Below are 15,927 nucleotides of genomic sequence, written 5' to 3' on the forward strand. Positions count from 1 at the left end.
CTTTTTTTATGTCTTGGGGGTGGGCTTGTCCACATTAGAGCAAAAATTAACAGAGATGATTTCGGCACCTGTCGAGGCGCTAGGTTACGAATTAGTAGGTATTGAGTTTATTCGTGGTCGCCAGTCAACGCTGCGTATCTATATTGATAGTGAAGATGGTATCGATGTTGATGATTGTGCTGATGTCAGTCACCAAGTCAGTGCGGTTTTCGATGTTGAAGACCCAATAACTGTTGCCTATAACCTGGAAGTATCCTCACCAGGTCTGGACCGTCCTTTATTTAGCGCAGAACACTACCAACGCTTTAGTGGCGAAGAGGTAAGTATTGTGTTGCGTATGGCCGTACAGAACCGCCGTAAATGGTCTGGTATTATTAAATCTGTAGACGGTGAAATGATTACGGTTACGGTCGAAGGCAAAGACGAAGTGTTCGCCCTGAGTAATATCCAGAAAGCGAACCTGGTACCCCACTTTTAATAGTTTGGATTGAGGTGAAAACCCAGGATGAACAAAGAAATTTTGGCTGTTGTTGAGGCCGTTTCCAACGAAAAATCTTTACCGCGCGAAAAGATCTTTGAAGCGCTGGAAAGTGCACTGGCAACAGCAACAAAGAAAAAATACGAGCAAGAGATTGAAGTTCGTGTCAGCATTGACCGTAAAAGCGGCGATTTTGACACTTTCCGTCGTTGGTTAGTGGTTGAAGATGTGACTTTACCGACACGTGAAATTACGCTTGAAGCGGCTCGTTTTGAAGATCCTGCTTTTGATGTGGGTGATTACGTTGAAGATCAGATTGAGTCTGTTACCTTTGACCGTATCACTACGCAAACGGCAAAGCAGGTTATCGTACAAAAAGTACGTGAAGCTGAACGCGCAATGGTTGTGGATCAATTCCGCGAGCATGAAGGTGAGATAATCACTGGTGTCGTGAAGAAAGTGAATCGTGAAAATATCGCTCTCGATTTGGGTAATAATGCTGAAGCGGTTATCCTGCGTGAAGATATGTTACCGCGTGAAAACTTCCGCCCTGGTGACCGTATCCGTGGTGTGCTTTATGCCGTTCGCCCTGAAGCACGCGGTGCCCAACTGTTTGTCAGCCGCTCTAAAGCAGAAATGCTGATCGAACTATTCCGTATCGAAGTGCCAGAAATTGGCGAAGAAGTGATTGAAATTAAAGCAGCTGCCCGCGATCCTGGTTCTCGCGCAAAAATTGCCGTGAAGACCAACGATAAACGTATCGATCCCGTTGGTGCCTGTGTGGGTATGCGTGGTGCGCGTGTTCAGGCTGTTTCTACTGAGCTTGCGGGCGAACGTATTGATATCGTGCTGTGGGATGATAACCCTGCTCAGTTTGTTATCAATGCCATGGCGCCTGCTGATGTTGCCTCTATCGTGGTTGATGAAGACAAACATACGATGGATATTGCAGTAGAAGCGGGTAACCTGGCCCAGGCCATTGGTCGTAACGGTCAGAACGTTCGTCTGGCTGCACAGCTCAGTGGCTGGGAACTCAACGTGATGACCGTTGACGACTTACAGGCTAAACATCAGGCTGAAGCGCATGCTGCGATTGATATTTTCACCAAATACCTCGATATTGATGAAGATTTCGCCACAGTATTAGTCGAAGAAGGTTTTGCAACACTCGAAGAACTGGCTTACGTGCCTGTCAAAGAGTTGCTGGAAATCGATGGTCTTGACGAAGATACTGTTGAAGCATTGCGCGATCGTGCTAAAAACGCACTGACGACAATTGCATTGGCTCAGGAAGAATCTTTAGGTGATAAGAAACCTGCTGAAGATTTACTGGCCCTTGATGGTATGGATCGCCCGCTGGCATTTAAATTAGCTGCACGTGATGTTATCTCGCTGGAAGACCTTGCCGAGCAAGGTGTTGATGATCTGTCAGATATCGAAGGCTTGACGAGTGAGAGAGCCGGTGAATTGATTATGGCAGCGCGCAACATTTGCTGGTTTGGCGGCGAAGAGTAATAAACTGTAGCAGGAAGGAACAGCATGACAGATGTAACCGTAAAAGCGCTGGCCGCAGAGATTCAGACCTCCGTCGACCGTCTGGTACAGCAATTTGCTGATGCAGGGATCCCGAAGTCTGCTGATGATTCTGTTTCCGCGCAAGAGAAGCAAACGCTCTTGGCCCATCTGAACAGTGAACATGGTTCAGTGCCAGACAAGTTGACGTTACAGCGCAAAACGCGTAGTACGTTAAATATTCCAGGTACCGGTGGGAAAAGTAAATCGGTACAAATCGAAGTCCGCAAGAAGCGCACCTTTGTAAAACGTGATCCGCAAGAGGCTGAACGTCTTGCCGCGGAAGAACAAGCGCTGCGTGAAGCGGAAGAGCAAGCCCGTCGTGAGGCAGAGGAAGCTGCCAAACTTGTGGCACAAGAAAAAGCTAAGCGTGATGCTGAAGAACAAGCCAGGCGCGAAGTCGCTGAGAAAGCGAAACGTGTAGCTGCGGAAAAAGACAAAGTGACTCATCAACAATCAGACGATATGACGAAAACCGCCCAAGCCGATAAAGCCCGCCGTGAAGCAGAAGCTGCTGAACTGAAACGTAAAGCAGAAGAAGAAGCGCGTCGCAAGCTTGAAGAAGATGCCCGCCGTGTAGCTGAAGAAGCTCGTAAAATGGCCGAAGCAAATGCTGGTGTTTGGGCTGAACAAGAAAAAGTCGAAGACGACAAGTCTGACTATCACGTAACGACCTCTCAACATGCTCGTCAGGCTGAAGACGAAAACGACCGTGAAGTTGAAGGTGGTCGCAGCCGTACCCGCACTGTTGCTAAAGCCCCACGTCAGAAGAAAGCCGGTGGTAAGCATGGCGAGTCTAAAGCTGACCGTGAAGAAGCACGTGCAGCAGTACGTGGTGGTAAAGGTAAACGTAAGCCAAGTACACTTCAGCAGAGTTTTAACAAGCCTGCTCAGGCAGTAAACCGTGATGTTATCATCGGTGAAACTGTCACTGTTGCTGAACTGGCAAACAAAATGGCAGTTAAAGGTTCTCAGGTCATCAAAGCGATGATGAAGCTGGGTGCCATGGCGACCATCAACCAGGTCATCGATCAGGAAACCGCACAGCTGGTTGCTGAAGAGATGGGCCATAAAGTTATTCTGCGTCGTGAAAACGAACTGGAAGAAGCGGTAATGAGCGATCGTGACACTGGTGCAGCTGCAGAAGCGCGTGCGCCAGTCGTTACTATCATGGGTCACGTAGACCACGGTAAAACCTCTCTGCTTGACTACATTCGTTCAACCAAAATCGCCTCAGGTGAAGCGGGTGGTATTACTCAGCACATCGGTGCTTACCACGTTGAAACTGACAATGGCATGATTACCTTCCTGGATACACCGGGACACGCCGCGTTTACCTCAATGCGTGCTCGTGGTGCTCAGGCAACGGATATCGTGGTTCTGGTCGTTGCAGCAGACGATGGCGTGATGCCTCAGACTATCGAAGCTATCCAGCATGCGAAGGCGGCACAAGTGCCTGTTGTTGTTGCTGTGAACAAAATCGATAAGCCAGAAGCGGATCCGGATCGCGTTAAGACCGAGCTGTCTCAGTACGGCATCATGCCAGAAGAGTGGGGCGGTGAAAGCCAGTTTGTCCATGTATCAGCGAAAGCCGGTACCGGTATCGACGACCTGCTTGATGCAATCTTACTGCAATCTGAAGTCCTGGAGCTGAAAGCTGTTCGTGCAGGTATGGCAAGCGGCGTAGTTATCGAATCTTACCTTGATAAAGGTCGTGGTCCGGTTGCGACTGTACTGGTTCGCGAAGGTACGCTGAACAAGGGTGATATTGTTCTGTGTGGCTTTGAATATGGCCGCGTGCGTGCTATGCGTGATGAGCTAGGTCATGAAGTCACTGAAGCTGGCCCATCAATTCCTGTTGAGATCCTCGGTCTGTCCGGTGTTCCTGCTGCGGGTGATGAAGTCACCGTTGTACGTGACGAGAAAAAAGCGCGTGAAGTTGCGCTGTATCGCCAAGGTAAATTCCGTGACGTTAAACTGGCACGTCAGCAGAAGTCTAAACTGGAAAACATGTTCGCTAACATGACTGAAGGCGAAGTGTCTGAAGTGAATATCGTGCTGAAAGCTGATGTTCAGGGCTCCGTGGAAGCAATCAGTGATTCACTGCTGAAACTGTCAACCGATGAAGTTAAAGTTAAAATTATCGGTTCTGGTGTGGGTGGTATTACTGAAACTGATGCAACACTTGCTGCGGCTTCTAACGCTATCCTGGTTGGCTTTAACGTTCGTGCGGATGCTTCTGCTCGTCGTGTCATTGATGCTGAAAGCCTGGATCTGCGTTACTACTCCGTTATCTATCACTTGATTGACGAAGTGAAAGCGGCAATGAGCGGTATGCTGTCTCCAGAACTGAAACAGCAGATCCTCGGCCTGGCAGAAGTTCGTGATGTGTTTAAATCACCGAAATTTGGTGCCATTGCAGGTTGTATGGTTACTGAAGGTGTGGTTAAACGTCACAACCCAATCCGTGTTTTGCGCGATAACGTGGTTATCTATGAAGGCGAACTGGAATCTCTGCGTCGCTTTAAAGACGATGCAGCCGAAGTTCGTAACGGCATGGAATGTGGTATCGGTGTTAAAAACTACAATGACGTTCGCGTAGGCGACGTGATTGAAGTATTCGAAATCATCGAGATCAAGCGTATCATTTCCTGATAGGCGCACCACACTTATTATCAGGGGGGCCGAGTGCCCCCCGTTTTGTCTGGAGAAATTATTATGGCGAAAGAATTTGGTCGCCCACAGCGTGTTTCTCAGGAACTGCAGAAAGAAATTGCCATTATCCTGCAACGTGAGATTAAAGATCCGCGTCTGGGTATGATGACGACAGTTTCTGGCGTTGAGGTTTCTCGCGATTTGGCTTATGCCAAAGTATTCGTGACTTTCCTGAATGATAAAGATGAAGATGCAGTAAAAGAAGGTATCAAAGTTTTGCAGGATGCCTCAGGCTACATCCGTTCTTTGCTTGGCAAAGCCATGCGTCTGCGTATTGTTCCGGAGTTAACCTTCTTCTACGATAATTCGTTGGTTGAAGGGATGAGAATGTCTAATCTGGTTTCTAATGTCATCCGTCATGATGATGAGCGTCGTGTAAACACGGACGACAGTAAGGAGGATTGATGAGTCGTCCTCGTCGTCGAGGCCGTGATATACACGGCGTACTGTTACTGGATAAACCGCAAGGCCTGTCTTCTAACGATGCCCTGCAGAAAGTAAAACGTCTTTATAACGCTAACCGTGCGGGGCATACGGGGGCGCTTGACCCTCTGGCGACCGGTATGTTGCCGATATGCCTCGGAGAAGCGACAAAGTTTTCTCAGTACCTGCTGGACTCAGATAAACGCTATCGTGTGATTGCGCGTCTTGGTCAGCGTACGGATACTTCTGACGCCGATGGACAGATTGTTGAAGAACGTGAAGTGAATTTCAGTGCTGAGCAGCTTGCCACGGCACTGGAGTCATTTCGCGGTGAAACACAGCAAGTTCCTTCTATGTATTCGGCCCTGAAGTATCAGGGAAAACCGTTGTATGAATATGCCCGTCAGGGTATCAGCGTGCCGCGAGAATCCCGTGCTATTGTTGTGTATGAACTCCTGTTCTTGCGGCATGAAGGTCATGAACTGGAACTGGAAATTCACTGCTCTAAAGGCACATATATTCGCACCATTATTGATGATCTTGGTGAAAAACTGGGATGCGGTGCACACGTGACGTTTTTGCGTCGTCTTGCGGTCAGCACTTATCCTGTTGAACGTATGGTCACGCTGGAACAGCTTAATGCTTTGGTTGCAGAAGCAGAAGCACAGGATGTTGCATCGGCCAGTCTGTTAGATCCTTTACTGATGCCAATGGACAGTCCGGCTGCAGACTTCCCCGTAGTGAACCTCTTATCAGAGGTGGCCGTCTGGTTTAAAAATGGTCAGCCTGTTCGTGTTGCCGGAGCCCCGCAAGAAGGTTTGGTACGCGTGACAGAAGGAAGTGAGCAGAAATTTATTGGCATGGCAGAAATCCTTGATGACGGGCGTGTTGCGCCGCGTCGCCTGGTTGTTGAATACCCTGTCTGAATCCGCTCAGCTTGCGATCAAGGGTCGCGACAGGTAAAATGACGCGGCTTACTGCCGGGTAAGTATTTTTTCTTTCCTGGCAGGTACTGTGGTTGCTGAATTAGAGATCGGCACCCTCTTTTTTTATCTATAATTCTGGAGTTAAAAATGTCTCTAAGCGTTGAAGCTAAAGCTAAAATTGTTGCTGAATTTGGTCGTGGTACTAACGACAGCGGTTCTACCGAAGTTCAGGTTGCACTGCTGACTGCACAGATTAACCATCTGCAAGGTCACTTTTCAGAGCATAAAAAAGATCACCACAGCCGTCGTGGTCTGCTGCGTATGGTTTCTCAGCGTCGTAAACTGCTCGACTACCTGAAACGTAAAGATGTTGCTCGTTATACTGACCTCATCGCTCGTTTAGGCCTGCGTCGCTAATTTTTGCGAGTTTTATAAAAGGGGCCCATGTGGCCCCTTTTTTCAACCGGAACGAAGTATTTCGGTTGAAACTGCTGTATTGTTGCTAAATGTGATCTTTATTGCAGAGATTCGCGCGGCTAATGAGAAGTTTTACTCACTGAAGTGGGTGAGGTTTGTCATTAGTCGCGAGGATGTAATGAAGGTCGGGTATTAACGGTAGTACGTCAATACGTACACCTGTATGTTTAAGGATATTATTTTGCTGAATCCGATCGTTCGTAAATTCCAATATGGTCAGCATACCGTCACTCTTGAGACCGGTATGATGGCTCGCCAGTCGACTGCTGCTGTTATGGTTAGCATGGATGACACCGCGGTATTAGTAACTGTTGTTGGTAAGAAAACACCTAAACCAGGTCAAGACTTCTTCCCACTGACAGTAAATTACCAGGAACGTACCTATGCTGCTGGCCGCATCCCGGGGAGCTTCTTCCGCCGTGAAGGTCGTCCAAGCGAAGGCGAAACGTTGATTGCGCGCCTGATTGACCGTCCTGTTCGCCCTCTGTTCCCGGAAGGTTTTGTTAACGAAGTTCAGGTTATTGCTACCGTGGTTTCTGTTAACCCACAGGTTAACCCTGATATCGTGGCAATGATTGGTGCTTCTGCGGCTCTGAGCCTGTCTGGCATACCGTTTAACGGCCCAATTGGTGCAGCACGTGTTGGTTTCTTAAATGGCCAGTACTTACTGAACCCAACGGCTGATGAGCTGAAAGAATCTAAGCTGGATCTGGTTGTGGCGGGTACTTCTGGTGCCGTTCTGATGGTTGAATCAGAAGCTGAACTGCTGAGCGAAGATCAAATGCTGGGCGCGGTAGTATTTGGCCACGATCAGCAGCAAGTTGTTATTGAAAATATTAACGATCTGGTTGCTGAAGCGGGTAAACCTCGCTGGGACTGGCAGCCTGAAGCTGCGAATGACGCACTGAATGCGCGTGTTGCTGCTTTGGCGGAAGCGCGTTTGAGCGATGCTTATCTGGTAACTGATAAGCAACAGCGTTATGAGCAAATTGATGTCATTAAGTCTGATGTAACCGCAGCTCTGCTGGCGGAAGATGAGACTTTGGATGCAGCTGAAATCAGCGAAATCCTGCATGCTATCGAGAAAAACGTTGTTCGTAGCCGCGTTCTGCGTGGAGAACCACGTATTGATGGTCGTGAAAAAGATATGATCCGTGGTCTGGATGTACGCACGGGTGTTCTGCCACGTACTCACGGCTCTGCTCTGTTTACCCGTGGTGAGACTCAGGCGCTGGTTGCCGCGACTTTGGGAACTGCACGTGACGCACAGACTCTTGATGAGCTGATGGGTGAGCGTACTGATACTTTCCTGTTCCACTATAACTTCCCTCCGTACTCTGTAGGCGAAACCGGCATGGTCGGCTCACCTAAGCGTCGTGAGATTGGTCATGGTCGTCTGGCTAAGCGTGGCGTACTGGCAGTTATGCCAGATGTAGCGGATTTCCCTTACACCGTACGTGTAGTTTCAGAAATTACTGAATCTAACGGTTCTTCTTCTATGGCTTCCGTGTGTGGTGCATCATTAGCACTGATGGATGCGGGTGTACCTATCAAAGCTGCCGTTGCGGGTATTGCGATGGGGCTGGTTAAAGAAGGCGATAACTTTGTTGTTCTGTCTGATATTCTGGGTGACGAAGATCACCTGGGTGACATGGACTTTAAAGTGGCCGGTAGCCGTGAAGGTATCTCTGCTCTCCAGATGGATATCAAAATTGAAGGTATCACCCGTGAAATCATGCATGCAGCACTGAACCAGGCGAAGGGTGCACGTTTACACATCCTGAGCGTGATGGAGCAGGCTATCAATGCACCACGTGGTGATATTTCTGAATTTGCACCACGTATCCATACGATTAAGATCAATTCCGATAAAATCAAAGATGTTATCGGAAAAGGTGGCGCAGTCATTCGTGCGCTGACCGAAGAAACCGGTACGACGATTGAAATCGAAGATGACGGCACGGTGAAAATCGCTGCAACCGATAACGAGAAAGCGAAACATGCTATCCGTCGTATCGAAGAGATTACCGCAGAGATTGAAGTGGGTCGTATCTATAACGGTAAAGTCACCCGTATCGTTGATTTCGGTGCTTTCGTTGCGATTGGCGGCGGTAAAGAAGGTCTGGTTCATATTTCCCAGATCGCTGACAAACGTGTAGAGAAAGTAACTGATTATCTGCAAATGGGTCAGGAAGTACCGGTAAAAGTACTGGAAGTCGATCGTCAGGGCCGTGTACGCTTAAGCATTAAAGAAGCTACTGAGCAATCTCCAGCTGAAACAGCAGCACCCGCTGCACCAGAAGCTGAGTAAAACTCATTAACAGTAGATAACGGTTGTTACGGGGCAGGATGCCCCATTTTGCGAACGGGGACCTGGATGTTCACCATTTGTTGTCTTCAGGAGTAGGTCATGAAGCCTTTTTTGCGCTGGTGTTTTGTTGCTACAGCTATCACACTGGCAGGATGCAGCAGCAATTCTGCATGGCGTAAAAACGAGGTTCTCGCAGTACCGTTACAACCATCATTGCAACAAGAAGTCATCCTGGCAAGAATGGAACAGATTCTTGCCAGCCGTGCTTTAACAGATGATGAACGCGCACAGCTTTTATATGAGCGCGGAGTGTTGTATGATAGTTTAGGTTTGCGAGCACTTGCGCGGAATGATTTCTCACAAGCGCTGGCAATTCGACCCGATATGCCTGAAGTATTTAATTATTTAGGCATATATTTAACGCAGGCGGGCAACTTTGATGCCGCCTATGAAGCGTTTGATTCTGTACTTGAGCTTGATCCAACTTACAACTATGCGCGTTTAAATCGTGGTATCGCCCTCTATTACGGTGGTCGTTATCGCTTAGCGCAAGATGATCTGCAGGCGTTTTATCAAGACGATCCCAACGATCCTTTCCGTAGTCTGTGGCTCTACATCACTGAAAGCGATGTAGATGAAAAGCAGGCCAAAGAGGCGTTACAACAGCGCCTGGAAGAATCGGATAAAGAACAATGGGGATGGAACATTGTCGAGTTCTATCTGGGCAACATTAGTGAAGCTACGCTAATGGAAAGGCTCCAGATGAACGCAACGGATAACACTTCGCTCGCTGAGCATCTCAGTGAAACCAACTTCTATTTAGGTAAGTACTACCTAAGTCTGGGGGAAAAGGACAGCGCCATGGCACTGTTCAAGTTAGCGGTAGCTAACAACGTACATAACTACGTTGAGCATCGTTATGCATTGTTGGAATTAGCGCTCTTGGGCCAGGAGCAAGACGACCTGGCAGAATCGGACCAGCAATAGCTGACGTACAACGACAGCCCATAAACTTTTGTTCAAGTCATCACCTTAGCTGGTGAGGGCGTTTTTGTTCGTCAATCAACCAAATTTGAGCCGGTTCACACTTTTCAATGAATATTGCTGTTAAATTTCAAGATGAGTTATGTAGACTGGCCGCCATTTATGAGGCACACGTACTACATGACTGAATTAAATACTACTTTCTCCGATCTCGGACTGAAATCTTCCATTATTGATGCACTGAACGATCTGGGCTATGAAAAACCTTCCCCTATCCAGGCGGAATGTATCCCTCATCTGTTGGGTGGTCGCGATGTTCTGGGTATGGCCCAGACCGGGAGTGGTAAAACCGCCGCGTTTTCACTCCCTTTACTGAATAACCTTGATGCAGCAGTTAAAGCACCACAGATTCTGGTGCTGGCGCCAACGCGTGAGCTGGCAGTTCAGGTCGCAGAAGCGATGACTGACTTCTCCAAGCATATGCAAGGCGTTAACGTTGTTGCTCTGTATGGTGGTCAGCGTTATGACGTGCAGTTACGTGCTTTGCGTCAGGGGCCACAAATTGTTGTCGGAACGCCTGGTCGTCTGCTGGATCACCTGAAGCGCGGAACGCTGAACCTGTCCAGCCTGAAAGGCTTGGTGCTGGACGAAGCTGATGAAATGCTGCGTATGGGCTTCATCGAAGACGTTGAAACCATTATGGCGCAGATCCCTGCTGAGCATCAGACAGCACTGTTCTCTGCAACAATGCCAGAAGCGATCCGTCGTATTACTCGTCGTTTCATGAAAGATCCACAGGAAGTACGCATCCAGTCAAGCATAACTACCCGTCCGGACATCAGCCAGAGCTACTGGTCTGTTTACGGTATGCGTAAGAATGAAGCGCTGGTTCGTTTCCTGGAAGCGGAAGATTTTGATGCCGCTATCATTTTCGTGCGTACTAAAAATGCCACGCTGGAAGTTGCTGAAGCACTTGAGCGTAGTGGTTATAACAGTGCAGCGCTGAATGGTGATATGAACCAGGCATTGCGTGAGCAAACGCTGGAACGTCTGAAAGACGGTCGTCTGGATATTCTGATTGCGACTGATGTTGCGGCACGTGGTCTGGATGTTGAACGTATTAGCCTGGTGGTGAACTACGACATTCCAATGGACTCAGAGTCTTACGTTCACCGTATCGGTCGTACTGGCCGTGCTGGTCGTGCTGGTCGCGCTTTACTGTTTGTTGAAAACCGCGAACGCCGCCTGCTGCGCAACATTGAACGTACGATGAAACTGACTATTCCTGAAGCAGAACTGCCAAATGCAGAATTGCTCAGTGAGCGTCGTTTGGCTAAATTTGCCGCTAAAGTACAGCAGCAGTTAGAAAGCAGCGATTTGGATCAATACCGTGCCCTGTTAGCTAAACTGCAACCCGGTGAAGAAGAGCTGGATATTGAAACCCTGGCGGCTGCTTTACTGAAAATGGCACAGGGCGAACGTCCTCTGATCCTGCCACCAGATGCACCTGTGCGTCCACGTCGTGAATTCCGTGAGCGTGATGAGCGCTTTGAACGTCGTGGAGACCGTCCTGACCGTGCTCCTCGCGGCGATCGTTCTGCCAATGGCGAAGAACGTCCACGTCGTGAACGCCGTGATGCGGGTGATATGGAACTGTATCGTATTGAAGTTGGCCGTGATGATGGTGTTGAAGTTCGTCATATCGTGGGTGCTATTGCCAACGAAGGTGATATCAGCAGCCGCTATATCGGTAACATCAAGCTGTTTGCATCACACTCCACTATTGAACTGCCAAAAGGTATGCCAGGTGAAGTTCTGCAGCACTTTACCCGCACTCGTATTCTCAATAAACCGATGAATATGCAGCTGATGGGCGATGCACAACCACGTCCGGAGCGTTCAGGTGAGCGTCGTGGCGCTGGTCGTAGCTTCGGTGGCGGCGAACGTCGTGAAGGCGGCCGTGGTCCGCGTCGTGAAGGCGCTGGCACTGGCGCTGGCGCGGGGGCTGGTCGTTTTAGCGGCGAACGTCGTGAAGGCGGTCGCGGTCCTCGTCGTGAAGAAGGTGCTTCAGCTCCACGTCGTCGCTCTAATGATGCATAAATAAGCAATAAAATGCTTCGTCTGGCATAAGAAGTAGTCGAAAAGCCCTGAGCTTAACCGTCAGGGCTTTTTTTTATCCTGTTTGTACTAATGTACTGGTACAATGATTCGGAGCAAAACCGCAAGGTTTATTGTTTCATTTAACCAGGATCCGTTATGACAGAGTTAGCTATGCGCAAGACCCCCTCCATTTTTGGCGGCGTGATGATAATCGGTGGCACTATTATCGGTGCGGGTATGTTCTCATTGCCGGTGGTGATGTCCGGGGCATGGTTCTTCTGGTCAATGGCGGCCTTGGTTTTTACCTGGTTTTGTATGTTGCATTCCGGCCTGATGATTCTGGAGGCGAATCTTAACTACCGCACAGGCTCCAGCTTCGATACCGTTACCAAAGATTTATTGGGCCAGGGCTGGAATATCATTAACGGCCTGTCGATTGCCTTTGTCTTATATATCCTGACCTATGCCTATATCTCTGCCAGCGGCTCGATTATTCATCACACGCTCACGCAGATGAATATCGATCTCTCTGCCCGTATGGGAGGATTGTTGTTTGCCCTGTTTGTCGCTTTTATTGTCTGGTTGAGTACCAGAGCGGTCAGCCGTATGACAGCCATTGTGTTGGGGGCAAAAATTATCACCTTCTTTATGACCTTTGGCGGTTTACTCTGGCATATTGAACCTGTCATCTTGCTGAATAGCGATGCCATTAACCCAAGCTATTTGCCCTATCTGTTAATGACCCTTCCGTTTTGTCTGGCCTCATTTGGTTATCATGGTAACGTCCCGAGCCTGATGAAGTTTTACGGTAAAAATCCGCAGGCGATCAGTCGCTGTTTACTGTGGGGTACGGTAATGGCACTAGTGCTGTATACCATCTGGTTGCTTGGCAGTATGGGGAATATCCCCAGGGGCGAATTTATCAGTATTGCTGAACGTGGCGGGAACATTGATGTACTGGTTCAGGCGCTGAGTGGTGTACTGAATAGTCGGGCACTGGATCTGCTTTTGCTAATTTTTTCAAACTTTGCGGTGGCGAGCTCTTTTCTTGGTGTGACCCTGGGGTTGTTTGACTATCTGGCAGACTTGTTTGGTTTTGATGATTCGAAGGCAGGGCGTCTGAAAACTGCTGCGGTGACTTTCACACCGCCAGTGATTGGCGGTTTTCTCTGGCCAAACGGATTTATCTACGCTATCGGTTATGCGGGACTGGCGGCGACTATTTGGGCGGCGATTGTGCCCGCTTTGCTGGCGCGGGCTTCACGCAAAAAATTCGGTAGTCCGCTGTACCGGGTCTGGGGAGGAAATAGCATGATAGTGCTGATCCTTATCTTCGGGGCCGGTAACGCCGTGGTGCAAATTCTGTCGAGTTTCAATCTGCTTCCGGTTTATCACTAGCCGCTGAAATCTGTCTGATCGGGATATTCCGGACTAAAAACAGCAGGGAAACTGTGTAGCTCTCCCCTGCTGTTTTTCCACTTGGTTAAGATGACAAACTGAGCTGATTTTTCTGCTGTTTTACGAGAGCTAATAACGCAACAATACCAATAAGCGACAGCACGCTGGCTAAAATAAAGGCAGAATGGTATCCGCCACCGTATTGAATTAATAATCCGGTGATCGCCGGAGACATAATGCCCGCCAGGTTTGCCAATAGATGCACAAAGCCTCCCGTTGTTCCTATCCGGTCAGAGGGCACGATATCCTGCAACAGTGACCAACAGGCTTGCGGCGTCATATAGGCAAATACAGTCGCAAGAGTAATACAGGACACCGCGCCTGCAAGACTTTGGGTATAAGCTGCGGCAAAAACACCGATCCCGGCAATCGCCAGTCCGAAGAAAATCACCAGTTTACGAGATAACAAAAAGTTGCCCGTTTTATGGTACAGAAAATCGCAGACCGAGCCGCCGGCTATAAAGCCGATGGTTGCGCCGAGCCAAGGCAAAATGCCGATGATACTCATGCTTTTAATATCAAGATGTTGAAAATCAGTAAGATAACTGGGTAGCCAGGAGAGAAAAAAGTACTGAATATAGTTAAAGCAAAAGAAGGCTGCCGCCACCCCGAGTACCGAGGGTGAAAAAATAACCTGCCAGAGAGTCAGAGACGAGGAGGGGCTGTCAGAAGTCTGCGGGTTTGCTGTTCTCTGGCTTTGAATATAATTTGCTTCTTCACTGCTGACGCGTGGATGCATTTCAGGTTTATCGCGAAACAGCAGCATCCAGGCCATCACCCAAATAATGCCTAACAGGGCGATAACTATGAAGGCAATGCGCCAGCCAAATGCCAGCCCGACCAGCCCGACAATGGGAGCGGCAATGGCAGCACCCAAAGGTTGACCAGCATTGGTAAAGCCCACGGCACGCCCCACTTCTTTTTTAGGGAACCAGTTCGCGATAGATTTGTTAGTTGTTGTCCCCATTGGACCTTCGCCAATACCAAACAGTATGCGTACAACCAGCAATTGCCAGAAACCGGTGACTAAAGCGGTTGCACCGCAGAATACAGACCAAACACTCGCAGCCCAGGCATAAACTTTACGCGGGCCGAATTTATCTGCACCCCAGCCACCAATAAAGCAAAACGCGCAATAGCCGATGAAAAAGCAGCTAAATAAGAAACCAAGCTGAGCATCATTGATATGCAAGTCGCTTTTCACTAACGGTGCCATGACAGAGAGTGCGGCCCTGTCTAAATAATTCAACATACCGGCAAAAAACAGTAGCAGAGCGACTATCAAGCGATAGCGATGTTTAAACATGAGCGTTCTCCTTTGCAGCAGTACAGCATGTGGTCATCAGTAAATGTTCAGCAACCACAGCGGAGTCAGGTTCGAATCCCAGGCCTGGTAGGGTGGGTAATGGCATGGTGGGTTGGTAGTGTAAGAAAGGGTGCAAAGGCGTAGGCCACTGAAGATAAGGCACCTCAAGGCGAACATCGCTTGGTAGCATCGCGACCAGATGTGCCGTTGCCAGCATCCCTGCGCCATAGTAAAAGCAATGAGGAATGACTTTAACCTGGTGTGCCTGCGCCAGTTTTATCACCCTTAGCATGGCGGTAATTCCTCCCACTTTACACACGCTGGGTTGCAGAAAATCCACAGCATGGTGAAGAATGAGATGAATAAAATCGCCTTCCCCGGCGGCGTTCTCGCCAGCGGCCAGCGGTACACCAGCTTCTCGTAGTGCAGCCAGTCCTCGTACGTCTTCAGGAGGCCAGACAGGTTCTTCTAACCACTTTAAGTTCAGATCGGTTAAGCGTTGAGCGTGAGCGAACGCTTCTTCCGGTGACCAGGGGCAATTTACATCGACCATCAGGGATCTTTCATCTCCCATCACGGCACGTGCCGTAGCGATAGCCTCCCACTGTGTTTCATGGAGTTTGATTTCGGAATACCCTGAATCAACGACCTCTTGTACTTTTTGCGCAATGGCATGGGGATCATTGTCGTAGCTGACCAGGCTCGGGTAGAGGCCAATTTCATGGCGTGTCGCACCGAGCATGTACCACAGAGGAGTTTGCTGATGCTTACCAAGCAGATCCCATAGTCCAATATCCACTGCTGACAGCGCGTAACGGACAGGACCGGTACGACCAAAGCCATGAAGCGCAACTTCTGCTTCTTTCATCAGCGTTTCAATATCGCTGACTGAGCTGAATTGTCGGCCGATAAAAAAGGGAGCAACCAGATTTTCCAGTGCAGCGTAGGTCACCGGATTGCTTAGATGGCCAAACGCTTCTCCCCAGCCATATAAACCATTATCAGCGTGAATTTTAATTAACAGCGTTTCCATTTTACTCAGCAGGGGAGAGGCGGCGTTATAGTCTTGTTGCGCGTTTTCTTTCTTCTCTCTTCCTGACTCAAATGGAATAGCTATACGGATTAGCTCTATTTTTTCAATTTTCATTTTGTTTATTTTTTATCTTGAGAGTCGAGG

At 48.9% G+C, this 15,927-nt stretch carries 13 protein-coding genes; 11 read left to right on the forward strand and 2 right to left on the reverse strand.

Translation table 11 applies throughout. The features are described 5' to 3' along the window. Positions 1-25 precede the first annotated feature (25 nt). From rimP to mtr, 11 genes are all read left to right on the forward strand, one after another. On the forward strand, positions 26-478 hold the full coding sequence (rimP, locus tag Q1A40_RS12230) for a ribosome maturation factor RimP (RefSeq protein ID WP_300000452.1): 453 nt from the start codon (positions 26-28) through the stop codon (positions 476-478). 27 nt (positions 479-505) lie between these two features. Further along, positions 506-1,993: a transcription termination factor NusA gene (gene nusA / locus Q1A40_RS12235; protein WP_300000453.1), complete on the forward strand. Its 1,488-nt coding sequence runs from the start codon at positions 506-508 to the stop codon at positions 1,991-1,993. 24 nt (positions 1,994-2,017) lie between these two features. Then, the gene (infB, locus tag Q1A40_RS12240) at positions 2,018-4,705 is read left to right on the forward strand and encodes a translation initiation factor IF-2 (RefSeq protein ID WP_300000455.1); all 2,688 of its coding nucleotides are present in this window, start codon (positions 2,018-2,020) and stop codon (positions 4,703-4,705) included. A gap of 63 nt (positions 4,706-4,768) precedes the next feature. Continuing rightward, entirely contained in the window at positions 4,769-5,170 is a 402-nt protein-coding gene (gene rbfA, locus Q1A40_RS12245) for a 30S ribosome-binding factor RbfA (protein ID WP_300000457.1), read from the forward strand. Further along, positions 5,170-6,114 carry a tRNA pseudouridine(55) synthase TruB gene (truB, locus tag Q1A40_RS12250; RefSeq protein WP_300000459.1) on the forward strand — a complete coding sequence of 315 codons (945 nt, stop codon included), beginning with the start codon at positions 5,170-5,172 and terminating at the stop codon, positions 6,112-6,114. Before rbfA ends, truB begins: the two co-directional genes overlap by 1 nt. Before the next feature lie 147 nt (positions 6,115-6,261). Beyond that, positions 6,262-6,531 (forward strand): 30S ribosomal protein S15, encoded by a 270-nt coding sequence (rpsO, locus tag Q1A40_RS12255; protein ID WP_211993323.1) that lies wholly within the window; start codon positions 6,262-6,264, stop codon positions 6,529-6,531. Positions 6,532-6,772: 241 nt separating this feature from the next. Beyond that, on the forward strand, positions 6,773-8,902 hold the full coding sequence (pnp, locus tag Q1A40_RS12260) for a polyribonucleotide nucleotidyltransferase (RefSeq protein ID WP_300000461.1): 2,130 nt from the start codon (positions 6,773-6,775) through the stop codon (positions 8,900-8,902). 99 nt (positions 8,903-9,001) lie between these two features. Continuing rightward, positions 9,002-9,889, forward strand: a complete 888-nt coding sequence (nlpI, locus tag Q1A40_RS12265) for a lipoprotein NlpI (RefSeq protein ID WP_300000462.1) — start codon at positions 9,002-9,004, stop codon at positions 9,887-9,889. Positions 9,890-9,996: 107 nt separating this feature from the next. Continuing rightward, positions 9,997-10,074 carry a protein YrbN gene (gene yrbN, locus Q1A40_RS23185; RefSeq protein ID WP_367275746.1) on the forward strand — a complete coding sequence of 26 codons (78 nt, stop codon included), beginning with the start codon at positions 9,997-9,999 and terminating at the stop codon, positions 10,072-10,074. Beyond that, entirely contained in the window at positions 10,067-11,986 is a 1,920-nt protein-coding gene (locus tag Q1A40_RS12270) for a DEAD/DEAH family ATP-dependent RNA helicase (protein ID WP_300000463.1), read from the forward strand. The genes yrbN and Q1A40_RS12270 overlap by 8 nt, the downstream gene beginning before the upstream one ends. A gap of 156 nt (positions 11,987-12,142) precedes the next feature. Continuing rightward, positions 12,143-13,384 carry a tryptophan permease gene (gene mtr / locus Q1A40_RS12275; RefSeq protein WP_300000465.1) on the forward strand — a complete coding sequence of 414 codons (1,242 nt, stop codon included), beginning with the start codon at positions 12,143-12,145 and terminating at the stop codon, positions 13,382-13,384. A gap of 85 nt (positions 13,385-13,469) precedes the next feature. Here the strand turns inward: mtr and Q1A40_RS12280 are convergent, their stop codons facing one another. Both Q1A40_RS12280 and Q1A40_RS12285 read right to left on the reverse strand, forming a co-directional pair. After that, on the reverse strand, positions 13,470-14,750 hold the full coding sequence (locus tag Q1A40_RS12280; protein WP_300000467.1) for an MFS transporter: 1,281 nt from the start codon (positions 14,748-14,750) through the stop codon (positions 13,470-13,472). After that, positions 14,743-15,897, reverse strand: coding sequence for a mandelate racemase/muconate lactonizing enzyme family protein (locus tag Q1A40_RS12285; protein ID WP_300000468.1), 1,155 nt, complete (start codon positions 15,895-15,897; stop codon positions 14,743-14,745). The genes Q1A40_RS12280 and Q1A40_RS12285 overlap by 8 nt, the downstream gene beginning before the upstream one ends. Between the last annotated feature and the right edge of the window lie 30 nt (positions 15,898-15,927).

The organism is uncultured Cedecea sp. (assembly GCF_947498825.1).
In the GTDB taxonomy this organism is placed as follows: Bacteria; Pseudomonadota; Gammaproteobacteria; order Enterobacterales; family Enterobacteriaceae; genus JGM124.